General features: G+C 43.6%; 20 protein-coding genes. 10 read left to right on the top strand and 10 right to left on the bottom strand.

What is annotated here, in order from left to right; genetic code table 11:
- Nucleotides 1–34 precede the first annotated feature (34 nt).
- Genes ACX0G7_RS04130 through ACX0G7_RS04120 form a run of 3 tightly spaced genes read right to left on the bottom strand, consistent with a single transcriptional unit; the run spans nucleotide 35 to nucleotide 3,232 of the window.
- Nucleotides 35–1,198 (bottom strand): efflux RND transporter periplasmic adaptor subunit, encoded by a 1,164-nt coding sequence (locus ACX0G7_RS04130; RefSeq protein WP_458922160.1) that lies wholly within the window; start codon nucleotides 1,196–1,198, stop codon nucleotides 35–37.
- A gap of 38 nt (nucleotides 1,199–1,236) precedes the next feature.
- Nucleotides 1,237–2,619 carry a TolC family protein gene (locus tag ACX0G7_RS04125; RefSeq protein ID WP_458922159.1) on the bottom strand — a complete coding sequence of 461 codons (1,383 nt, stop codon included), beginning with the start codon at nucleotides 2,617–2,619 and terminating at the stop codon, nucleotides 1,237–1,239.
- A complete protein-coding gene (locus ACX0G7_RS04120) occupies nucleotides 2,588–3,232 on the bottom strand; it encodes a TetR/AcrR family transcriptional regulator (RefSeq protein ID WP_458922158.1) in 645 nt (214 codons plus the stop codon). The genes ACX0G7_RS04125 and ACX0G7_RS04120 overlap by 32 nt, the downstream gene beginning before the upstream one ends.
- Before the next feature lie 215 nt (nucleotides 3,233–3,447).
- Here ACX0G7_RS04120 and ACX0G7_RS04115 point away from each other — a divergent pair, with 215 nt between their 5' ends.
- The 9 genes from ACX0G7_RS04115 to ACX0G7_RS04075 all read left to right on the top strand — a co-directional run bounded on the left by ACX0G7_RS04115 (nucleotide 3,448) and on the right by ACX0G7_RS04075 (nucleotide 14,305).
- On the top strand, nucleotides 3,448–4,086 hold the full coding sequence (locus tag ACX0G7_RS04115; protein WP_458922157.1) for a DUF502 domain-containing protein: 639 nt from the start codon (nucleotides 3,448–3,450) through the stop codon (nucleotides 4,084–4,086).
- Nucleotides 4,087–4,099: 13 nt separating this feature from the next.
- The gene (locus ACX0G7_RS04110; protein ID WP_458922156.1) at nucleotides 4,100–5,065 is read left to right on the top strand and encodes a zinc dependent phospholipase C family protein; all 966 of its coding nucleotides are present in this window, start codon (nucleotides 4,100–4,102) and stop codon (nucleotides 5,063–5,065) included.
- Between the two features lie 191 nt (nucleotides 5,066–5,256).
- Nucleotides 5,257–6,333: a 3-phosphoserine/phosphohydroxythreonine transaminase gene (serC, locus tag ACX0G7_RS04105; RefSeq protein WP_458922155.1), complete on the top strand. Its 1,077-nt coding sequence runs from the start codon at nucleotides 5,257–5,259 to the stop codon at nucleotides 6,331–6,333.
- A 17-nt stretch (nucleotides 6,334–6,350) separates the two neighbouring features.
- Nucleotides 6,351–7,613, top strand: a complete 1,263-nt coding sequence (locus ACX0G7_RS04100) for a DUF1015 domain-containing protein (protein WP_458922154.1) — start codon at nucleotides 6,351–6,353, stop codon at nucleotides 7,611–7,613.
- 211 nt (nucleotides 7,614–7,824) lie between these two features.
- Nucleotides 7,825–8,841 (top strand): tetratricopeptide repeat protein, encoded by a 1,017-nt coding sequence (locus tag ACX0G7_RS04095; protein WP_458922153.1) that lies wholly within the window; start codon nucleotides 7,825–7,827, stop codon nucleotides 8,839–8,841.
- Between the two features lie 287 nt (nucleotides 8,842–9,128).
- The gene (locus tag ACX0G7_RS04090) at nucleotides 9,129–10,910 is read left to right on the top strand and encodes an AMP-dependent synthetase/ligase (protein ID WP_458922152.1); all 1,782 of its coding nucleotides are present in this window, start codon (nucleotides 9,129–9,131) and stop codon (nucleotides 10,908–10,910) included.
- A 418-nt stretch (nucleotides 10,911–11,328) separates the two neighbouring features.
- The gene (locus ACX0G7_RS04085) at nucleotides 11,329–12,414 is read left to right on the top strand and encodes a sensor histidine kinase (protein ID WP_458922151.1); all 1,086 of its coding nucleotides are present in this window, start codon (nucleotides 11,329–11,331) and stop codon (nucleotides 12,412–12,414) included.
- Complete coding sequence (locus tag ACX0G7_RS04080; protein WP_458922150.1) at nucleotides 12,411–13,529, top strand: sensor histidine kinase; 1,119 nt, start codon at nucleotides 12,411–12,413, stop codon at nucleotides 13,527–13,529. Before ACX0G7_RS04085 ends, ACX0G7_RS04080 begins: the two co-directional genes overlap by 4 nt.
- Nucleotides 13,526–14,305, top strand: a complete 780-nt coding sequence (locus ACX0G7_RS04075) for a LytR/AlgR family response regulator transcription factor (protein WP_458922149.1) — start codon at nucleotides 13,526–13,528, stop codon at nucleotides 14,303–14,305. Before ACX0G7_RS04080 ends, ACX0G7_RS04075 begins: the two co-directional genes overlap by 4 nt.
- 3 nt (nucleotides 14,306–14,308) lie before the next feature.
- Here ACX0G7_RS04075 and ACX0G7_RS04070 read toward each other — a convergent pair whose 3' ends face one another.
- From ACX0G7_RS04070 to ACX0G7_RS04055, 4 genes are all read right to left on the bottom strand, one after another.
- Nucleotides 14,309–15,022 carry a nucleotidyltransferase family protein gene (locus ACX0G7_RS04070; protein ID WP_458922148.1) on the bottom strand — a complete coding sequence of 238 codons (714 nt, stop codon included), beginning with the start codon at nucleotides 15,020–15,022 and terminating at the stop codon, nucleotides 14,309–14,311.
- Between the two features lie 20 nt (nucleotides 15,023–15,042).
- Entirely contained in the window at nucleotides 15,043–16,644 is a 1,602-nt protein-coding gene (gene nadB, locus ACX0G7_RS04065) for an L-aspartate oxidase (protein ID WP_458922147.1), read from the bottom strand.
- Nucleotides 16,645–16,665: 21 nt separating this feature from the next.
- Nucleotides 16,666–17,451, bottom strand: a complete 786-nt coding sequence (locus ACX0G7_RS04060; RefSeq protein WP_458922146.1) for a hypothetical protein — start codon at nucleotides 17,449–17,451, stop codon at nucleotides 16,666–16,668.
- Between the two features lie 185 nt (nucleotides 17,452–17,636).
- Complete coding sequence (locus tag ACX0G7_RS04055; RefSeq protein ID WP_458922145.1) at nucleotides 17,637–18,593, bottom strand: aldose epimerase family protein; 957 nt, start codon at nucleotides 18,591–18,593, stop codon at nucleotides 17,637–17,639.
- A 76-nt stretch (nucleotides 18,594–18,669) separates the two neighbouring features.
- Here ACX0G7_RS04055 and galK point away from each other — a divergent pair, with 76 nt between their 5' ends.
- Nucleotides 18,670–19,821 (top strand): galactokinase, encoded by a 1,152-nt coding sequence (gene galK, locus ACX0G7_RS04050; RefSeq protein WP_458922144.1) that lies wholly within the window; start codon nucleotides 18,670–18,672, stop codon nucleotides 19,819–19,821.
- 86 nt (nucleotides 19,822–19,907) lie between these two features.
- Here galK and ACX0G7_RS04045 read toward each other — a convergent pair whose 3' ends face one another.
- From ACX0G7_RS04045 to ACX0G7_RS04035, 3 genes are all read right to left on the bottom strand, one after another.
- Entirely contained in the window at nucleotides 19,908–20,576 is a 669-nt protein-coding gene (locus ACX0G7_RS04045) for a response regulator (protein WP_458922143.1), read from the bottom strand.
- A 98-nt stretch (nucleotides 20,577–20,674) separates the two neighbouring features.
- Nucleotides 20,675–21,421 carry a sensor histidine kinase gene (locus ACX0G7_RS04040; protein WP_458922142.1) on the bottom strand — a complete coding sequence of 249 codons (747 nt, stop codon included), beginning with the start codon at nucleotides 21,419–21,421 and terminating at the stop codon, nucleotides 20,675–20,677.
- Nucleotides 21,379–22,041 (bottom strand): hypothetical protein, encoded by a 663-nt coding sequence (locus tag ACX0G7_RS04035; protein ID WP_458922141.1) that lies wholly within the window; start codon nucleotides 22,039–22,041, stop codon nucleotides 21,379–21,381. The genes ACX0G7_RS04040 and ACX0G7_RS04035 overlap by 43 nt, the downstream gene beginning before the upstream one ends.
- Between the last annotated feature and the right edge of the window lie 24 nt (nucleotides 22,042–22,065).

Here is a 22,065-nt window from a genome sequence, read left to right as displayed (position 1 = left end):
CATTACCTTTTCCACTGTACATGCAGGACGTTTATTATATAGTTGAAGTGGTGATCAACTGACCGTCATATAAACCCTGGAAACCTTCCGTGATCAATACATCACCCTGTTGCAAACCGGATTTCACTTCGATCTTATCCTGGTAGAGTTCTCCTATCTGCACGGGCTTTTTCTTCGCAACCATTTTATCGCCCTCCTTCACTGCAACCAATACAAACTTTCCTTTTTCATCATTCTGAATAGTATTTAATGGCACCGTTATCGTATTCGCAACTGCATAGTCCTGGATCTGAACCATGGCAAGCTGGTTCGCACGGAACTCCTGGCTGGCGGGGATCTTCGCTTCAACATAGAATGATCTGCTGGCGGGATCAATCACTTTACCTTTGACCGTAACCCTTGCATTGATGGTTTTATTGATATCAGGGATAGTAACCTTTATGTTGGCTCCCTCTTTGACCCTGTCAAGATAGTTCTCCGGAACATTAACCGTTACTTTCAGATCGTTGTTGTTTACAATACGAATCCCTGAAACGGTGGCAGACTGCGGGCTGAAAAATTCACCAACTCTAAGGGTAACCCAATCTGCGATTCCACTCATTTCTGCACGCACATTAGAAAGATCTGATTGCTCTCTCAGCAAGGCCATTTGCTTGTCGAGATTCTCAACGTTCGATTTTGCCTGTAACAATTCTACTTCGGTTCCTATTTTCTGATCCCATAAATTTTTTCTCCTTTCATATATTGTCTGCGCGAGGTTTTTTTGAACAGTCAACTGCTCCATCTGTTGCTGGATCCCGATATTATCAAGCTTAACAAGCAGCTGTCCCTTTTTTACATTCTGGCCCTGTTTTACATATATGTTACGTACCTGTCCGCCCTGGCCGCGTGGAGTGACATACGCAATGTTTTCTGCTTCAATTTTTCCCTGCAGGTCGATGAAATGGGTAAATGCGCCGGGACTGAGTACACCGGTAGTTACCAGTTTGCTTTTCTCAGCCTTCGCTGCACTGGTATCAATTTTAGCAATGTCTTTTTCAAGAGCATCAATCTTTTCCTCCAGTTTCTTTTGTTCAGTCTTCAGTTCAGTTAATTGCTTCTTCTTTTCGTCTAAAGGTGTTTTATTTTCAGCAGCACCGCAGGCGATAAGCATTGACACTGATATTGCGAGCGCTCCTATTTTATTTATCGTATTCATAACTGTTATTTAATTAATTGACAGGATTAGGTTAATTCTTATAATCTACCGGTTGCTTTCAGGTAATCGATCTTTGCAATTACAGCATCGTATAATGCAGAGAAATAATTGTTCTGTGCAATTTTCAGATCGCTTTCAGCGGTAACGATTTCTGTGTTCGATCCAAGACCCTGCTCATATTTGAGTTTAGTCTGGTTATACACGCGCTCAGCGAGCTCCATATTATTTCGCTGCGCATCGATTGTGATAACAGCACTTCTCATATTGATCTTTGCTGTTTCAATCTCATTGGTGATATTATTTTTTGTGTCGTTGAGATTGTTTCGCGTCTGTTCTAATTCAAACCTTGCTTTTTTGATGCGCGCGTCCTTCGCAAATCCATCGAAAATCGGAACGTTTATACTTAGCCCGATATAAGCGGTGGTAAACCATGGGTAGGCTTCGCCCGATTTGAAGTAAGTGAAAGTTGTGCGGTATGCATTTCTCGAATAATTACCTGTTAATGATAAAGTGGGAATATAGGTTGCACGGTACCTTTTGATATTGTATTCCCCAAGTTTCTCAGCTGTCTTTACAAGTTGAAACTCTTTCCTGTTTTCAAAAGTGAAGCCTGATTCATCCAAAACATCCCTGGTTATCTGAGCTTCTGTCACCGAATCGGTAAGTGTCAGCTGGCTGTTCACCGGCATACCCATCAGGTACTTCAACCCAACATAACCTGCTTCTACCTGGTTTTGCAACTTTGTTTTTTCTGTCAGCAGGTTTGACACATTCACGTTGACCTTATCTATATCAAGATTCTCGGCAAACCCGTTTTTGTATAGCGCCCTGGTATCTTCCAGCAATTTTTTTGCGCGGTCAATGTTTACATCTATCACTTCCATCTGCTTTTTGGAAACAACCAGCGAATAGTAAATTTTGTAAACATTCGCCTTTATCAATTCATTTGTCACCTCTGAAGACTGACGGGCGTAAGTCATGGCAGACTTCCTGGCCTGCAAGCCAACAAACACCTGTCCATCAAAAAGGATCTGGGATGCATTCACTCCATAGTTGCCGCTCCATTTTGTACCAAACTGAACCGGTATAAAGGTTCCCGCGGGCTGTCCGGCAAGTTCTCCCGGCAACAGGTTCACAGGGATTTTCAGGAAGTCTGTCAGCCCGACACTACCGTTTATCTGGGGATAAGCGGCCGCAGTAATTTCCCGGTTAGTCTGCTCCTGGATGTTAATTCCCAACAAGGCATTTTTTACCTGCACATTGTTTTTCAAGGCATATTCAACGCTCTCTTTTGCTGAAAGTGCGAAGGGACCAAGAGAATCTGTCTTCTGTTGCTGTGCTGAAAGCTTATCGCCGGAAACAACCGCTAAGAGCAGCAGTGCCAGTAACTTACTTATTTTTGTTAGCGGGTAAGGTTTCATAAGTCTCTTTTTTAGTTCTTTCTTCAATGTATTTCGTGATCTGTTTGTATCCCTTCAGGGTTGCTGACCCAAAGAGAAATTGCATAAGTACTTCGCGGTGTAGCTGCACCAGGCTGGAGTGAGTGTCCCGGAAGGCCTCCTGGTTGAAAACGACCATCATGGCTTCCAGTCTGAATCTCGCTACTATCTCGATATTCATCTCCGGGCGGTAGAGTCCTTCCGAAACTCCCCTTTCCAGGTTTAGCTTGATGGTATGGTAGAGGTATTGATCCTTATGGTCAAGGAATCGTTTGAAGGTTTTGGGATGATAACGTTCGAGGTCGAACATGATACCGGGATTCATGTTTTTGAAAATCTTATTTACCATGTCTATCGCGAGAAAAACCTCGGCAATGGCATTTGGCGCCTCCACGCGATCTTTCTCACAACACGACCTGGAGAATTCAATTACGTCTTCGATTACCGCGTCCACCAGCTCATCTTTGTCGGAGAAGTACTGGTAAATCGTTTTTTTTGACATTCCGAGTTGACTGGCAATCTCATCCATCGTCACTGACCGGATCCCGTATTTATTAAAGAGCTCATCGGCTTTTTTCTGAATTCTTTCTTTCATTGCGGGGGCAAAACTAAGGAAACTTGTTTCGTAACCAAAGTTTCCATGAATATTTTTTCTATTTTGACGCAGATGTTGATTAAACGGTCAAAAATTGAGATAAATGGCAGCGATTACCGGGTAAGCTGGTATTATTCCCGGAAAAAACGGGTGCCCGCCACAGGAACTGCGTAATTTTGGAAAGAGAATAGGAGCAAAAAACTAAACCTGAGCGGATGAAAGCGAATTTATTTCTAAAAAACCTGTTTCAATACTTTCTACAGGGATTGATAATACTGGCCCCTATTGCTATCACAGTCTGGACAGTCACCGTGCTCTTTACTTTCGTGGACAGTATTCTCCCTGACCTCGTCAATAAATTGTTTCCTGGATTATTCAGTGATTCCAACTTTAATCCGCTGCGTATTCCGGGAATAGGCTTCGTGCTGGTGCTGGTGACCGTTATCCTGGTCGGGTATATATCATCTTCCTTTATTATCGGGAGACTGGTACTGCTCTTCGACAAAGTGCTTGAAAGAACCCCGGGCATAAAAGTGATCTACAGCACGGTAAAAGATTTCTTCGAAGCCTTTGCCGGCAACAAAAGAAAATTTACCAAATCTGTCCTGGTTAACATTCAATCGAATGACACCTGGCAGATCGGCTTTGTAACACAACAGGAGGTTGAGCAGTTCGGGCTGATCGATTACGTGGCTGTTTATGTACCGAAATCGTATGCCTTCGCTGGCCAGTTATACTTCGTAAAAAAAGAAAGTGTTCGTTTACTTAACGACGTTAGTTCGGCTGAAGCGATGAAGTTTGCCATCTCAGGCGGGGTAACCCAGGTGGAAGATGAACACATACATCACGAATAAATCCGATTAAACGATGAGAAAGTGGTTGTTGGGATCATGCCTGGTGCTGATGAGCACTGATGCATGGTGCTGGGGTTTCTTTGGGCACAGGCACATTAATTATCATGCAATATTCCTGTTACCACCTGAGATGTTGATTTTTTATAAACATCATGCAGATTTTCTGACAGAGCACGCGGTGGATCCCGACAAGCGGCGGTATGCAGTAGCGGCAGAAGCACCGAGGCACTATATCGATATGGATAGGTACGGAAAGGCACCTTATCCTGATCTGCCAAGGCAATGGAACGATGCAGTGCTGAAATTCTCCGAAGATAGCCTGAACAGGCATGGTATAGGTCCATGGTGGATCCAGGTGATGATGGCGAGACTAACTAACTCGTTTCGCGCAAAAGAAACAGCCAGGATCCTGAGGCTTTCCGCTGAACTGGGGCATTATCTTGCGGATCTGCATGTTCCTCTTCATGCTTCCAGTAATCATAATGGTCAGCATACGGGGCAGCATGGGATTCACGGATTTTGGGAATCACGAATACCAGAACTACTGGCAGAAAAAAACTGGGACTTTTTTATCGGCCACGCAGGATATATCAGTGATCCCCTGGCTTACATCTGGGCACGGGTCATCGAAAGTGCAGCAGCCGCTGATACGGTTTTAACAGCAGAAAAATTGCTCTCCACAAAATACCCGGCTGACAGGAAGTTTTCATATGAAGACAGGAATGGCATAGTGATCAGGCAATATTCGTCGGATTTTTCCCAGGCCTACAATTTAATGCTCAACAACATGATTGAGCGAAGAATGCGATTATCTGTGTATGCCGTCGCAAGCTTCTGGTATACTGCCTGGGCCAATGCCGGCCAGCCATCCCTGAAAGACCTCCTGGCGGTACCGGACGACGGAGAGATGTTAAAAGAGTTTGCGGAGCTGAATCTGAGTTGGCAAACTGGTAACCTGAAGGGAAAGAGTTGCGATTGATTTATTCAGGTTGCAGGAACTGATTCATTCTGTTTACAGGAACTGATTCATTCCGTTTACGGGAATTTGTTCTGTTTGCAGGCCAGATATATGCTTTGTTGCAAATAAATACCCCACAGTTGCCTTAAAAGAATGGAATTAAATACTTTTGCAGTCCTTTTACACCAATACATGTTTAGCAAGTGAACTTTATGACCCATAATTTCAATGCCGGTCCAAGTGTTTTACCGGCAGAGGTTTTCCAGGAAGCCAGTAACGCAATATTAAATTTTAATGGCAGCGGTTTGTCCATTCTGGAGATAGGTCACCGCACCCCGCTTTTCGAAAATGTAATGAACGATGCGAGAAAGCTGGTACGGGAACTTATGCAACTTGATGATGATCATGAAGTATTATTTCTTCACGGTGGTGCTACCACCCAATTTATGCAGGTGCCTTACAACCTTCTAAGCGAAAATGACGTAGCCGCTTATACTGAAACTGATATCTGGGGTACCAAAGGCATCAAAGAAGCAAAATTGTTTGGGCATGTAGAAGTAGTTTGCAGCTCTAAGGATAAAAATTTTAGTTATTTGCCCAAAAACTTCACTGTTCCAAAAACCGCAAAGTACCTCCACATTACAACCAACAATACTATTTATGGAACTCAATGGCAGGATCTGAATCCATTCTACGAGTATGGGGTACCGTTAGTTGCTGATATGAGCAGTGATGTATTCAGCCGGGTGATCGACTTCAACAGGTTTGATATTATCTATGCAGGTGCACAAAAAAATATTGGCGCCGCAGGTGTAAATCTTGTAGTTGTAAACAAGAACATACTTGGAAAAGCAGCCAATAGAATCCCTTCAATGATGGATTACAGGAATCATATCGAAAATGGTTCCATGCTGAATACGCCACCTGTTTTTGCGGTATTTGTTTGCATGCTCACGCTGAGGTGGCTGAAAAATATGGGCGGTGTTGAGGTTGTGGAAAAGCTTAATAAACGCAAAGCCGCGCTGCTTTACGACACCCTTGACAATAGCCGGATTTTTAAAACCAATGTAGCAAAGGAAGACCGCAGTGTTATGAATGCATGCTTTGTGATGGATGACCCGAAGTTGGAAAAAGAATTTATGGCCGCTTGCAAGGAAAATAATTTCTATGGAATAAAAGGTCACCGCACTACGGGCGGGTTCCGCATCTCCATGTATAATGCGCTTCAATATGAAAGTGTTGTTGCATTGACGAACCTGATGAAAGAATTTGAACAAAAACATGGATAACCGCTAAAGCAATTTCAATGACAAAGATAGCACCTTTCAAAGCCCTCCGACCAAGACCTGAACTGGCAAAACAGGTGGCATCAAGGCCATACGATGTTTTAAATTCAAGGGAAGCCAAAGAAGAAGCAGCGGGTAATTCGTACTCATTTCTGCATATCACTAAATCAGAAATCGACCTGCCTGAATCAACCGATATACACAGCCAGGAAGTTTACGATAAGGCCAAGGAAAATCTCGCTGCTTTTATGCAAAGAGATATTCTTTTTCGTGAGAACAAGTCATGTTATTATATATACCAGCTCGTGATGAATGGCAAAAGCCAGACGGGGCTTGTTTGCACAAGTTCCGTGGATGACTATGAGAATAACCTCATCAAAAAACACGAGTTCACCCGGCCTGAAAAAGAACGTGATCGTATAAATCATATCCTTACTTCCGGTGCACAGACCGGCAATGTATTCCTTGCTTATCGCAATGTCGATGAACTTGATGAAATTATTGAAGGATGGAAATCTACCCACGATCCCGTTTATAATTTTGTTGCGGCAGATGAAATAACTCATACCATCTGGATCATCAATAGTGACGAGAAGATTGCGGCAATAACTTCATTGTTCGCCGAGAAGATCCCTGCAACCTATATTGCTGACGGACATCACCGTGCCGCCTCAGCCGCAAAGGTGCGTGAATATCAAAAAGAAGTGTCCGCCGCCGGCGGTAAGGCAGAAACCGGATCGGAAACCAACGGCGATTTTTTCCTGACGACCTTGTTTCCATCTAACCAGTTGTACATTATGGATTACAACCGGTTGGTTAAGGATCTTTATGGCTTCAGCAAGGAGGACTTCATGGCGAGGCTGGAAGAAAAGTTCGAAATAGTGGCACAATCTTCCCCGGTAGCACCCGCTAACCTGCATGATTTTGGAATGTACATTGATGGCTCATGGTACCAGCTCACTGCCCGCCCCGGAACTTATAACGATGACCCGATCGGAATCCTGGATGTAACGATTCTTTCCGAAAACATACTGGATCCGCTTCTTGGTATAAAGGATCAGCGCACCGACACGAGAATTGACTTTGTTGGTGGCATAAGGGGCCTGAATGAACTGGTTAAAAGGGTTGATAGTGGTGAAATGGCGGTTGCTTTCAGTCTCCATCCTGTCACTATTCAGCAATTATTTGACATTGCAGATAGTGGCCAGGTTATGCCACCCAAAAGCACCTGGTTTGAGCCGAAACTGAGGGACGGACTGCTTACCCATCTTATTAATTCGTGATCAGCACCCCGGTTATTCGCTCATAAATGTATAATTAGCACACCCATTTCGTTCATAAATGCATAATTAGCACACCCATTTCGTTCATAAATGCATAATTAGCACACCCGATTTAGTTCATGGTTGTTTTGCCTGAAAACCGGCGGTGATGGCTTTGAATTTAACATCTGTGATAAAAGCCTGTTCACCCAATCACTTATCTTTGACGCGTATGAAATATTGCATCCTCGTTACCGGCCTCCTGTTGTCTTTATCCGGTATTGTTTACGCCCAGCAGCCAGACTCCACCTTACCGGAGAACAAGGCCAAAACCTTCCTTCGCCAGGGTGATTATACAAACGCAATTATGCTCCTGAACAGGGCTGCGGCTGCAAAACCAAACGATCTTGGCATCCAGAAGGATCTTGCATATGCATATTATATGAAGCGGGATTTTGCAAAAGGACTTGAAGTTGCGAAACCGCTGGTAAAACGAAGTGATGCTGATGTTCAGACTTTCCAGATCTTAGGTATGATGTTTAAGGCGGTCGAGGAAAGAAAAGAGTGTGAGAAAATGTACAAGGAGGGATTGCGCAGATTTCCAAATAGCGGCGTCCTCTATAACGAGTATGGAGAGATGCTCTGGACAAAACAGGATTTCGCCGACGCGGTAAAACTGTGGGAAAAGGGAATTTTATCTGAACCCAGCTATCCGGGTAACTATTATAATGCTGCAAAATTTTATTATTTTTCTGCAGACAAGGTCTGGGGCATCTTGTATGGAGAAGTGTTTGTGAACCTGGAGAGTTACAGCCAGCGTACTACCGAAATACAGACCCAGCTGTTTGATGGTTACAAAAAATTGTTCACTGATCCCGACATTATGAAGAACCAGGAACATCGTAGTGAGTTTGCTAATGCGGTCCTGGAGATAATGAAAAAGAATTCCGGTCTTATTGCAGGTGGCATTTCGGTGGAATCACTCAACAATCTTCGTAAAGCTTTTATTGCCGACTGGTATCAAAAATATCCATCACGATTTGCTTTCCGCTTGTTCGAATATCAACAACAACTTATAAAGGCGGACATGTTCGACGCCTATAATCAGTGGGTGTTTAGTGGTGCCAATGCTACCCAGTACCAGCAATGGGCGACCAGTCATACCGAGGAGCTTAACAAGTTCACCAATTTCCAGAAAAACAGGGTTTTCAAGCTTCCCAAAGGTCAATATTACCAGAAAACAAACTGATCCTAAAGGTCTCGTTGATGAGACCTTTTCCCTCTCGCTATCTGAATGCCGGATAAATATGGTATGGGATCAATTATGTAATGCCGGGCAACTTATTATGCTCCATAATATTATTCTCCCAATATTATTCTCCCGGACATATAAGTTAAAATTTAATGATTCAGATCCCGGAAATTCTGGCACCCTTATGCGCATCCATTTATATTTACTAATTTCAAAGGGCTGCCGTAGTTAACTTACTGAAAAATAGGGAATGCGCCGCAGCTTCAACATTTAACTTTCCGTATATGACCCAGTTCCGACGATTGTTTGATTGCCTCCAGTTTCATTTAGATAATGGCCCGATTCCGGATATGCTTGCCGCGAAGGAAAATGGAAAATGGGTCAGATACAGCACCGCCGATGTTAAAGATGCCGTTGACAGAATGTCGGCAGGTCTCTTAAATGCAGGGATAACCTGTGGTGATATGAGTCATGAACGACGCGATAAAATTGCCATCATTTCGAAGAACCGGCCGGAATGGATCATGACCGATCTGGCGGTCCAGCAAATCGGAGCCGTACTGGTACCGATTTATCCAACAATAAATGTGAATGAACTCGAATTTGTTTTACAGGATGCTGCTGTAAAAATTGTGTTTGTGAACGATGAAGAAACATTCCACAAGGTTCTCAGCATACGGGGAAAGGTTCCGTCGATTAAAGAAATTTACAGTTTTGAACATGTCGTAAACGCAGAACACTGGAAAGAATTATTGAAGAAAAGCAGCCTTGACGCCCTCGCAAAAATTCCTGAAATTTCGGCCCGGATCGACTACAAAGACCTTGCAACAATCATTTACACATCCGGAACCACGGGTAAACCGAAAGGGGTAATGTTATCGCACGAGAATATAGTTTCAAACGTTCTTGCCTGTATCCCCTGTCTTCCTCCGAAAAAGAATATGCGGTCACTCAGTTTCCTTCCGCTCAACCATATTTTCGAGCGGATGATAAGTTATTTCTACCTGTTCACCGGGACTTCTATTTATTACGCCGAAAGCCTCGAGACAATCGGGGATAATCTGAAAGAAGTGAAGCCTGATATGTTTACAACTGTTCCAAGACTGTTAGAAAAAGTTTACGACAAGATCATGGCAAAGGGTGCGGAACTTACCGGCGTGAAAAGAAAGCTGTTTTTCTGGGCTCATGGCCTGGCTGCAAAGTACGATATCAATAAACCGATGGGCACCGTCTACAATATGCAGCTTGCGCTTGCAAACAAACTCATCTTTAATAAATGGCGTGAAGCATTGGGAAATAATCTCACCTGTATAGTGAGTGGCGGAGCCGCTTGCCAGGTCCGGTTGATCCGGATTTTTACGGCAGCCAGGATCCCTATCCTGGAAGGCTATGGACTCACAGAAACATCTCCGGTGATCAGTGTCAATCGTTATGAAGTACATAACCGGAAATTTGGAACCGTGGGCCCGGTGATAGATAATGTTGAAGTAAAAATTGCTGAGGATGGCGAAATTCTTTGTAAGGGCCCTAATGTTATGATGGGCTATTACAAACAACCGGAACTCACAGCCGAATCGATAAAAGACGGATGGTATTACACCGGTGATATCGGGATGATGGTTGATAACAGATTCCTCAAAATTACTGATCGCAAAAAAGAACTGTTCAAAACAAGCGGGGGAAAATATGTAGCGCCACTACCGATTGAAAATAAGCTGAAGGAGTCCCGTTATATAGAACAAGTGATTGTGGTCGGCTCAGGTGAAAGATTTGTTGGCGCTCTGATTATACCGTCTTTTCCCAACCTGAAAGAATGGGCCCGTGAACAAGGCATCACCGACACATCGCACCAGTCATTGGTTAACAATACTAAAGTGCTGGACATGTATAAAGACCTGGTTGAAACTTTTAATAAGTATTTCAATCATGTTGAACAGATTAAAAAATTCGAATTACTTCCAAACGAATGGAGTATTGAAACCGGTGAGATGACACCCAAGATGAGCATCAAGCGCAAAGTGGTGATGGAAAAATTCCGCGATGCCATTGAACGGATCTATGCCTGATCGTTCGGCGGAATCGAAAACGATTGTAAAATTTGGTCTCTTATTTCAGCCGCTTTCCTGGCGGCAGGGCAATACCATATATAGCCGATGCAGATCCGGCAACTATCCCCGTCGACAACCCCGACGCCTATCAGTCTTATCAGGTCAAACAGACCTCGTGTCTTATTGCCACTCCTGCGCCACTGCAGCCGCCGAATTGCTCAATTCGTTCCTCCGGAACCCGTTTTACAAAGCACAAGTATAATGGGCGCATTTCGTTGACTATCAGCCCAAAAAGGGCCTGGAATTCGAGCCGGACAGTTGACCGCCCGGGGCACTCACAGTTCATGTTCCTGAATTGTCAATTCATGCAAAAAAACGTTCACTACGCTGGTTCTAACTTTTTAAGTGTCTAAAAAGGCGGTAATTTGTCAAATCAATGACACCTGCTTTCAACAATAGTGCTTTGTTCAAAAAACTACCGGATTTCGGACGGAAGGACAACCACCTTTTTTGGGCGGTTATCCCGCTGATCACCCTATTGTTGAACATCTCCCTGTTTGGCCTGAGATTTTTTTCTAACCTCACCGTTTTCATAGTCTCAGGTATCGTCGTTTTTGCCGCCAGTATTTTTTTATGGCACCTGCTCAACAACATATCGGCACTCACAAAAACGCATTTCGCGAGTGACAGATTTCCATACAAGCGGATGTTCACTACTATTTGTTTGTATGTAATTGTCACCACGCTATTCCTGACCGTGATACACTGGATTTACGACAGCACCGGGTTCCTGGGTTATGACCTCGATGAAAAACGCTACCGCTGGTCATTGTTCATTGGAATCATCCTCAATGTTTTTGTGACCTTGTTGCTCGAAGGTGCCGCCGGGTTCCGCAACTGGAAGGCGACCATGATTGAAACCGAACAGTTGAAAAAAGAATATATGCAGAGCCAGCTGCTTGGGTTAAAAAGCCAGGTCAATCCGCATTTTCTGTTTAACAGTCTGAACTCATTGTCCAGCCTTATCAGCGAGGACCAGGAAAAGGCAGAGAAATTTCTTGACGAAATGAGTAAAGTTTACCGTTACCTCCTCAGGAATACAGATGATCAGCTGGTAACACTTGAAACGGAACTGCAATTTGTGAAATCATACTTTTTCCTGTTGAAGTCAAGGTACAGTGATGGAATAGATATGTGTTTTGACGTAAACGAGTCAGACCTGAAACTGACTCTTCCCCCGCTCACCCTGCAGATGTTAGTGGAGGCAGCCTATAACCAGAATACGGTGAATAAGGACAGGCCCCTGCGTATTGAAATCTGTTCGGTGAAAAACGGTTGGCTTTGTGTCAAAAACAATATTGAGAAAAAGGTGGTGGATGATGTAGGTGATCAGTCCGGTCTTGAAAATGTAGCCAACAAATTCAGGCTTTTGTGCCAACAAAATATCGTAATCACCAAAACTGCGGAGTTCAATATCATTGAGTTGCCATTGATTCGTCAACCTGAAACCTCTATTGCATGAATCCCTGGAAACCAACGAAAATAGAATTTATCACATTCCTGTTGCTGGCTCCGGTACTTACCGTTCTGTTTAACATCATGCTGTTTGGTGACAGGGTCTACAACGATGGCCGGATCCTGGCTTATTCATTTCCCATAACTTTCATCGACCTGTTTATTTTCTGGTATTTCCACATAGCGGTAATGCATTGGTACCGGATCAGGCTCCCGCATCTGAACGAAACAGTGTTAAGGCTAAGCCTGTTGACAATAACACATATGCTGATGTCAGTCGGCACATTCTGGGTGTTGTTTATGGCGTATGATTACATTAATTTTCTTGGCTACACTTATGTTCCCGGTACCATGAAAAACGCGGTCTGGGTAGCCATAAGTTTAACACTCATCGCAACTACAACATGGGAAGCAGAATATTTTCTTAAGAAATGGAAAGAAAGTCTTTCCGAAAAAGAGCAGTTTCAGCAGCTTGCAATACAGCACGAATTTGATGCGCTGAAGAACCAGGTCAACCCACATTTTCTTTTCAACTGCTTTAATACCTTGTCGTCCCTGATCAGTGAAGATCCCAGGCGAGCCGAAAAATTCCTGGATGAGCTAAGCAAAGTATACCGTTATCTTTTGCGTAGCAACGAAGATGGATTAAGTACGCTGCAAAACGAACTCAGGTTTATTGAGTCATACTACCGGCTTTTGAAAACCAGGCACGGCGATGCCATAGAGCTGCAACTTGAGGTTGATAAACGATATTATCCATACCTGATTCCTTCCCTCAGCCTGCAATTGCTTGTCGAAAATGCGGTGAAGCACAATGTCGTCTCCAAACAACAACCATTGATAATCGATATCTTCACGATGGTTGGAAATAAACTCGCAGTCAACAATAACCTGCAGATAAAGGGAATCAAGGCCCCCTCCAATAAAGTTGGCCTGGAAAATATCAGGCATAAATTTGAATTGCTGAATCAGCCCGGATTCCAGGTCATGGAAGATTCGAGGAACTTCACCGTCGTGCTTCCATTGATATGGAACGTTAATGCAGAAAAGAAACTTTCAATCGCAAAAAATAAGGCTAATCCCATTAATACCGAACCCTCAAAACCGAAAATTGAGTTATGAACATTTTAATTGTAGAAGACGAAGAACTTGCAGTAAAGAAATTACAGAAAACCCTGGCTGCTGTTGATCCGGAAGCTAATGTTGTTGCTATAACCGATAGTATAAAGTCTACCGTCGATTGGCTGGAAGACAATCCATCACCCGACCTGATCCTGATGGATATAGAACTCTCCGACGGGCAAAGCTTTGAGATCTTCAGCAGGGTGCAATTAAAAAGTGCCGTAATCTTTACCACTTCATACGATGAATATGCACTGAAAGCATTTAAGGTGAACAGCATTGACTATTTGTTGAAACCAGTTCAGAAGGAAGACCTCGAGGCTGCATTGAAGAAATTTCATCAAATGAAAAAAATGTACAATGCTGAACCTGCAGCAAAAGACATGAATGTGGAAAGCCTGATCAATGAATTGCGCAACAAATTACAGCCGAAAGAATACAGGAAAAGGTTCCTGGTAAAAAATGCGCAAAAGCTGGTTTCAATTGAAGTAGAGGACATAGCATTTTTCTTCAGTGATGGCCGGTTGAACTTTTTTAAGACCTACGACAACAAGAAATATGTTGTGGATTACACGATGGATGAACTGGAAGAAATGTTAAGCCCGGAAAGATATTTCCGCATCAGCAGATCGTTTTACATTGCTGTTGACAGCGTTGATCAGATCCATGATTATTTTGGGAACAGGCTGCTTTTGCATCTCAAACCGGAGGTAGATAAGGAGGCAATAGTGAGTCGCGAAAAGGTCAGTGACTTTAAAAAGTGGATGGGAAAATAATTCTCAGCTAAACATACTCTCTGCAACAGCAACGGCTTCCGGCTTGCCGACGTCGAGGAGTTTGCTGCCTGTATGATCATACCCGATAATTGGGTTAGAAACAGAAAGTTCCAGGTAAACATCAACAATGGAAAACTTACCCGTTCGTGAGACAAGATCAAACAAACGTGGATTAATCACATGAAGACCGCTGAAAGCTTTTTCAACCAGGACCGGCTGATCCCGGCTGATCTTTTCTTCACCGCTTGTTACGTTTCTCCATCCTGAGAGCAGATTTTGTTCATCAAACAGGAAATAGCGGCTTGTTTTCCGTTTTGATACTGCCAGCGTTGCCAGCGCTCCGTTAGTCTTATGAGCTTCAATCATGGCATGCAGGTCCAGGTCGGTGAGAATGTCCACATTGAGTGCAACAAAATCTTCCTGTCCCAGCAGCGGAGACGCCTTAAGCAGGCCACCACCTGTTTCGAGCACTTCATTTCTTTCATCACTTATCGTGACTTCAGATCCCCATCCGTCGGCCACACGCATGGCGTCTTCAATCTGATCTGCAAAATGATGAACGTTTACGGTGATGTTACGGATCCCATAACGCTGAAGATATTCAACGTTTCTTTGCAGGAGTGACTTTCCATTAATAACGGCAAGGGCCTTGGGATGTTTGTCTGTCCAGGGTTTAAACCTCGTTCCTAAGCCGGCACAGAAAATTATGGCGCGCATATTTATTAGATTTTACAGGACTACAACACAATATTCTGTGGGATATCGTTTTTGAATTCGTAATCAGTATTGTAATGCAGACCCCGGCTCTCATGACGAAAATTTGCACCCTTTACTATCAGGTAACTCACCGTGATCATATTCCTTAATTCACAAAGCTGAGGTGATAATGTTGTTCTCTCGTAGAGATGTTGAGTTTCGTCCCATAAAAGATCCAGTCTTTTCATCGCCCGTCCCAACCTGATATCTGTTCTCACGATACCAACATAATCACTCATAGTTTGCTGAACCTCTTTCAGACTTTGTGTTATGAGGATCATTTCTTTGGGGTCGGTGGTTCCTGCAGCGTTCCAGTCCGGAATCTTCATGGCCACCTCAATTTCCGGCAGCGGATTTTGCACAGAATCCATGTAAGCACGATGTGCAAACACCATGGCTTCAAGCAATGAATTGCTTGCCAGGCGGTTTGCGCCGTGAAGGCCGGTACTTGCGCATTCACCCGCTGCATACAAACGACGAATTGATGTTCTGCCCCATTCGTCGGTCTTTATACCCCCACAGCTATAATGCGCTGCCGGCGCCACCGGGATCAGATGTTGTGACACATCAATGCCAATCGATTTACATTTATCGTAGATGTTCGGGAAATGTTCGATGAACTTTTCAACGGGTATGTGGCGGACGTCCAGGTAAACATGTTCTGTTCCGCTTATTTTCATTTCGCTATCGATCGCCCTTGCCACGATATCACGGGGAGCAAGGTCCTTTCGGGGATCATACCGCTCCATAAAGGCTTCTCCTTTTAAATTGCGGAGTATGCCTCCATCTCCCCTCACGGCTTCAGTGATCAGGAACGACTGCCCGCGTACACCCGGTTCATAGAGAGCGGTCGGATGAAACTGGATGAATTCCATATTCTCAATCCTGCCTTTCGCACGGTATACCATGGCAACTCCGTCACCGGTAGCTATGAGCGGATTTGTTGTTGATCTGTACACCTGGCCATTACCGCCGGTCGCGAGCATCGTGATCCGGGCAAGAATCGTTTCTATTGCATTGGTTTTGGTGTTTAATGCATAAACGCCATAACATACAATATCCGGTGTTGCTTTGGTAACCAGGTAGCCAAGATGGTGCTGGGTTATCAGGTCAACAACAAACCAATGCTTAATGATTTCTATATTGGGGTATTTCTCAACGGCATCAACCAATGCACGTTCCATTTCCTTGCCCGTAACGTCCTTGTGATGAAGGATACGAAACTCGCTGTGACCGCCCTCCTTACCCAGCTTATAGTCTCCGTCGGCTTCCCTGTCAAACCTGGTCCCAAGTGTTATCAATTCCTGTATCCTGTCAACCCCTTCTTTAACCACTATCTCCACTACTTTTTCATTACACAAACCGTCTCCCGCGATAAGGGTATCTTCAATGTGTTTCGAAAAACTGTCATTAGTAAAGTCGGTTACACCGGCAATTCCACCCTGTGCATATTTTGTATTCGTTTCGTCGACCTGGGCTTTTGTAACGACTACCACCTTTTTATCAGGAAATTGGGTAGCCATTTTGATTGCGTATGTAAGACCGGCAATACCGGAACCAATGATTAGAAAGTCTGTCTGCATGATATATGTTAAATCCCTTTCTTAATATTCAATTGTATATGAGAACTTCTCCGGCGTTTCTATCAACTCAAGCAGATTATACTTCATGGTAACGGTCTTCTTGTCATCAGACAACTTGATCAAAGGGTTATCAGACTTTTTCACGGGCCTTGGCAATTTTATAGACGTGGTATACAAAATTTCCATACCGGATGAGGAAAGCTGTTTCATTTGTTCCATCTCCGGGTTCTCCATCAGTTTTTTGAATTTCTCCTGGTTGGCCTTTCTGCTTATCAGACCATTTTTTACAACAACATCAAAAATACCGTTTAACTGATCCATCTGGTTGCTCTTCGGTTGCGCAGGCATATCAGCAGCACTACTATCATCTCCCTTATCGAACATTGCCTTGAATGCTTCCCCGATACCGGTACCGCTGTTACCCATTCCTGACATCAGTTTTTGCAAATTATCATAACCTGAGTAGGGAAGATCAACATTTAGTTTCATCACCTTCTCTTTAGCATTCATCTGTAGCTGCAGTTTACCGTTTTGTAGTAAAGCTTTTTGTTCAGCAGTAACATCCTTTGCTGAATCCATCAGTGATTTCATCAGGATGGTCGTATCAATTGGTCTGTCCAGCCCTTCTTTAGCAAGCTCTTCTTCTCCACCCATTGTTTCGAGCATTTCCAGCAGCTGGCTCATGTCCATTTTGGTAACATAGGATCCCGAACCATTTTCATTTATCACGATTTCCTCGTTCACTTCGTAACAGCTGACAAACAGTACACAAATCAGGGTTACAAAGACCAGTTTAAGTTTATACATCTTAATTGAATATTTGATTCGAAATTAATCCAAAAGCCTGAATACAGAGTTCATTTGCCTGGCACTAAGTCGATTTAACAATCCGACGCGCAATTGGTTCCACTGGTCCGCCAGTGATTAGAGGTTATTTACCAGATTACAACGTAATTGCCGGCCGGCGCGAATCCTTTCATCGTCCCAATGCGTTATCCGGCAATATCCACGCGGTACCACAAATTAAATGTCTTTGACCGGCGGGGATCCAGGTGCACCAGGCCGAGCCCGTTATTGAAGTTATCAGGAGCGCCGCTCAGATTTTCTATTGCTATACTTTGACGGTGCTTTGGAGTAAAAACCTGGAGAAACGGGTATGCATCCGAAACAAAAAACGACAGTGTAAGCTTACTGAGGGGATTATACAACACACAGCAGGGAAGTCCGGGCTCCACATTTAGGACATAGCAATTATCGATTTCGCGGTCGCCAAGGCGGTGCGGCACCTGGAAAGATGGCTCTTCCAGGATGTTGCCCGTAGGGACCAGCCTGCTATCAAATTCAAGCATGGATGCAGATGCAAATTTCAGGATATAGTCGTCAACCTTTCCACCAAGGTTGAAATAGGGATGCCAGCCATCCGTAATCGGAATGGATCCATCATCCAGGTTAGTGATGGTTGTTTCGAGCTGTAATATGTTACCGTTCTGGAGCATATATCTTATTTCGCAGATATAGTCAAACGGGTATCCTTCATCTTCTTTTTTATAATGATATCTTAAACTTACAGAAGCCATGTTATCGTCAGAAAATTCGTCAGACACATTAAAACTTTTGTTATAAAGTAAGCCATGAATTGCTGAGCCATCCCTGAACTTGTTTTTAAATTCAAGATCTTCTCCTTCCAACGACCATTTGCCATCTGCAATCCTGCAGGCGAATGGTGATAGCTTACAACCTTTATAAGACAGGGCCAGGTACCCATTGAGTTCAGCTTCATCCTTATAGTTGTCTATAATATTTAAGCTGCGATTGTCCAAACGGATAACAAATTCATGGATCAGTCCGCCAGCTCCAGGCATAATGCTGACATATGTCCCCGTTTTAAGATCCTTTAACCTTATTAACGAAAATCCATTTTCGATAACCCTTTCAACGGTAAAATTCATAAGAGCAAGTTATTGAAATTGAATATTTTTATACGGTCAAATTTTGTAAACCCGGTAATTATCAATCAGAGTGGAAATGGTAAAAAGTATTGAATCGTTGTTTCGCGAAAAGTACGGAAGGGAACCAGTTATTGTAGCGGCTCCGGGAAGGGTTAACCTCATCGGGGAACATACAGATTATAACCAGGGTTTTGTGCTGCCGGGCGCGGTTGATAAGAAAATTTACATGGGTATCTCGGAAAATAAGTCGAATACGGTAAATATTTACGCCAAGCAGTTCGACAACTCATTCTCTTTTTCCCTGGATGAGATCAATCCCGTTAAGGGTTGGCCGACCTATTTGCTCGGCGTAAGCTTTTACATGCTCCAGGCCGGCGCAAAGATCCGTGGAATGGATGTAGTCATTGACGGGGATATTCCCGTGGGCGCAGGAATGAGTTCGTCTGCGGCGCTTTGTTCCGCTTTCGGAACAGCCATTAATGAGATTTTCGAAAACGGATTTTCAAAAATGCAGATAGCCCTTATCGGGCAGAAAACAGAACATCATTTTGCGGAACTGCAGTGCGGCATCATGGACCAATTTGCCAGTATGCACGGAAAGCTGGGAAACGTGATGAAACTTGACTGTAGTAATCTTGAATTTGAGTATATCCCATTTAATTTTCCCGGTTATAAGATTGTACTGGTAAATACTATGGTGAGTCACAGCCTCGCGTCCACAGAATATAATACGCGGAGGCAACAATGCGAAGAAGGTGTAAGTATTTTGCAGGGTATACTTGATAAGAACGTACACTCGTTACGTGATGTCACCATTGCCGAACTGGAAGCCAATAAAGAAAAGCTGAGTGAAGTGGTTTACCGGAGATGCTCCTATATTCTGAATGAAAACGAGCGACTACTCACAGGTTGCGGGCTTTTGCAAAAAAACGACCTGGCCGGCTTTGGAAAACTTATGTTTCAATCCCATGAAGGTTTGAGTAAATGGTACGAGGTCAGCTGTCCTGAACTCGATTTTCTTCAGGAAAAAGCAGCATCATTCAAAGGTGTAGCGGGTTCACGAATGATGGGTGGAGGATTCGGCGGTTGTACAATTAATATAGTGCCTGTAGATATTCTTGATGAGTTCAGCGAATCCATCAGTGACGCTTACGAACGTGAGTATGCGAAAAAACCGGAGATTTATGTTACGCAGCTGGATGACGGTGCCGGGATCATAACCAGTTAACTCACAAATTGCTCTCCCGGGGTGAGAGCGGCTACAAGATTTATGGTCAGAAGCGGAAGCAACCCCAGGTTCAGCCGCATTTCCGCTCAGGCGGGTTTATAAAGATTGTTTCGTATAGCATAAATAACGAGGCCGATAGAGTTTTTGACATTCATCTTTTCCTGTATCTTCAGACGATACCCTTCAACTGTACGGATACTCAGGAACAATTTGTCTGCTATCTCCTTATTTGTTAATTCCTGGCAGATGAGCCTTGTAATTTCCAGCTCACGTTCACTGAACTCAACTTTTTTTGTTTTTTTATAGGGATTAAACTTGCTTTTGGCGATCATCTGTGCAAGTCTTGCAGAAGTATGTTTACAGTAGTAAGGCTCTTCCTGGTAAACCGTTCTGATAGCTTCCGCGACTTCATGTTTATCCGCATTTTTCAGGAGATAGCCCTTTGCACCCGCTTCCAGCATGTCAATGATCAGGTCCTCTTCGTCGAACATGGACAGGCCAATCACGCCGATGTCCGGCATTTGTTCAAGTAATATCTTAGTGGCCTCAATGCCATCCATCCTTGGCATCTTGATGTCCGTTATTACCACATCAGGCTTCAGCTTTTGGACGAGCTCGATCAATTCCCTGCCATCGCTTGCCTCAGCCAACAGCTGAATGTCATCCTGCCGGCTGATCATAAGCTTAAATCCGTCACGGAAGATTTCGTGGTCGTCAGCCATTACTATTTTAATGTTACCTAAGGTTTTTGTCATTTGGTTCGTTGGTAAACTGCTACAAATATAGATCAGTTTTGCATCTGAATTTTTGCAGATCAAGCGGGATGAGAAGCCGTTATCAGCATGAAGGTATTTCAGACCGGAACTTCAAACAGGTAGCGGGTGCCACCACCTTTTTCGGAGGAATAGGAAAATTCGCCCCCCATTACCTCTGTGCGGCTCTGTAAATTCAGCAATCCAAGGCCACCTGCGAGCTTCGTTTTTTGTTCATAATTGAAGCCAATGCCATCATCATCGGTTCTCAATACAACGAGATCCTTCTCCCTGGAAAAGATAAGACGGAGATTTTTGGCCTGCGCATGTTTGATGGTATTGTGAATGATCTCCTGTATGATCCTGTACATGTTGATTTCTTTGTCCTGGCTGAGAACCACATCATCAGGATACTCAAGGGTAATGTTTAAGGGATGAACATCTTTGACTCTCGAGATCGAATCCTGTATGGCCACTTTAAGGCCCTTCCGGAGCAGGGTGTTGGGCATCAGGTTGTTCGATATTTCGCGGAGTTTCTGTATGATATCGTCGATGTGACCACTGGACTTGTTAATGAGCTTCAGGTCATGCGGATCCTGTGAGTCAAGATTGGTGATCTGGAGCTTTACAGCTGAAAGCAGCGGACCGAGTTCGTCATGGAGATCTGATGCTATTCTTCTCCGTTCGTTTTCCAGCGTGGTTATTTCTGCAAGGATCTTTGCCTTATGAAGATGAAGATTTCGTCTCTGGTGCCTGATGATGGTCACCAGGAAATAAGAGATGATAATAGCAAGTAAGCCAGCTACTATCTCAATGGCTGTAAAAAAATCTTCTTCCTTGGGATCCATAGAATGATATACGCATATAGAAGGTTGGCTAATAAATTAACATACTTCTGTATTGCAAAAATACTGATAACAAATTCGAAATTCTGACTCTTTTCAAGGGCATATAAATAGAAGGTTTCAAGTGTGAACTTATACGAAAAGTAGAAGATCACCCCGATACATAAAAGAAACCTGGCGTTGGTGACAAACCTTTTCCTTTCATGTACGATAAGTTTATTGATCTGATCAATAGCAAGGATCACCAGCAACACAGAGTAACTGATGCGGTAAACAGAACTTAACTCATGAATCGTATGAACTATAAAATTGTCAATGAACCATAATGCTGCAATAGCTACCTGGATTATATAGAAAAAGTAGGGCCTGCTTTGAAATAATCCCCATTTACGGAATTGCCAGGTAAATAGCAGTCCTTCAAACAAGACGTAAACGTTAGAGGGCCATAAAGTGCCTGAACTTTTCTGGACTATCGAGGCAACAATCTCCGTAATCAATGCTGCCCAGCATATATAAACAAGGGGGTAATAAGATTCCTGTATTTCACGAAATCTTATTACCCCCAATACCGCTGCAATGAGAATGCTATAGGTTGAAACAATCGATAGAATATCCTGGAACATATGCTGGCACCGGTATTATCACAT

The organism is Flavitalea antarctica (genome assembly GCF_054461535.1).
This window is presented reverse-complemented; position numbering and strand designations above follow the sequence as displayed.

Bases quoted from the DNA above. Each gene is read 5' to 3' on its own strand.
- ACX0G7_RS04035 (WP_458922141.1), bottom strand. From the start codon at position 22,041: ATGTTCCAGGATATTCTATCGATTGTTTCAACCTATAGCATTCTCATT.
- ACX0G7_RS04055 (WP_458922145.1), bottom strand. From the start codon at position 18,593: ATGAATTTTACCGTTGAAAGGGTTATCGAAAATGGATTTTCGTTAATA.
- ACX0G7_RS04130 (WP_458922160.1), bottom strand. From the start codon at position 1,198: ATGAATACGATAAATAAAATAGGAGCGCTCGCAATATCAGTGTCAATG.
- ACX0G7_RS04045 (WP_458922143.1), bottom strand. From the start codon at position 20,576: ATGACAAAAACCTTAGGTAACATTAAAATAGTAATGGCTGACGACCAC.
- ACX0G7_RS04115 (WP_458922157.1), top strand. From the start codon at position 3,448: ATGAAAGCGAATTTATTTCTAAAAAACCTGTTTCAATACTTTCTACAG.
- ACX0G7_RS04125 (WP_458922159.1), bottom strand. From the start codon at position 2,619: ATGAAACCTTACCCGCTAACAAAAATAAGTAAGTTACTGGCACTGCTG.
- ACX0G7_RS04040 (WP_458922142.1), bottom strand. From the start codon at position 21,421: ATGGATCCCAAGGAAGAAGATTTTTTTACAGCCATTGAGATAGTAGCT.
- ACX0G7_RS04080 (WP_458922150.1), top strand. From the start codon at position 12,411: ATGAATCCCTGGAAACCAACGAAAATAGAATTTATCACATTCCTGTTG.
- ACX0G7_RS04095 (WP_458922153.1), top strand. From the start codon at position 7,825: ATGAAATATTGCATCCTCGTTACCGGCCTCCTGTTGTCTTTATCCGGT.
- ACX0G7_RS04120 (WP_458922158.1), bottom strand. From the start codon at position 3,232: ATGAAAGAAAGAATTCAGAAAAAAGCCGATGAGCTCTTTAATAAATAC.
- ACX0G7_RS04060 (WP_458922146.1), bottom strand. From the start codon at position 17,451: ATGTATAAACTTAAACTGGTCTTTGTAACCCTGATTTGTGTACTGTTT.
- serC (WP_458922155.1), top strand. From the start codon at position 5,257: ATGACCCATAATTTCAATGCCGGTCCAAGTGTTTTACCGGCAGAGGTT.
- ACX0G7_RS04110 (WP_458922156.1), top strand. From the start codon at position 4,100: ATGAGAAAGTGGTTGTTGGGATCATGCCTGGTGCTGATGAGCACTGAT.
- ACX0G7_RS04075 (WP_458922149.1), top strand. From the start codon at position 13,526: ATGAACATTTTAATTGTAGAAGACGAAGAACTTGCAGTAAAGAAATTA.
- nadB (WP_458922147.1), bottom strand. From the start codon at position 16,644: ATGCAGACAGACTTTCTAATCATTGGTTCCGGTATTGCCGGTCTTACA.
- ACX0G7_RS04085 (WP_458922151.1), top strand. From the start codon at position 11,329: ATGACACCTGCTTTCAACAATAGTGCTTTGTTCAAAAAACTACCGGAT.
- galK (WP_458922144.1), top strand. From the start codon at position 18,670: ATGGTAAAAAGTATTGAATCGTTGTTTCGCGAAAAGTACGGAAGGGAA.
- ACX0G7_RS04100 (WP_458922154.1), top strand. From the start codon at position 6,351: ATGACAAAGATAGCACCTTTCAAAGCCCTCCGACCAAGACCTGAACTG.
- ACX0G7_RS04070 (WP_458922148.1), bottom strand. From the start codon at position 15,022: ATGCGCGCCATAATTTTCTGTGCCGGCTTAGGAACGAGGTTTAAACCC.
- ACX0G7_RS04090 (WP_458922152.1), top strand. From the start codon at position 9,129: ATGACCCAGTTCCGACGATTGTTTGATTGCCTCCAGTTTCATTTAGAT.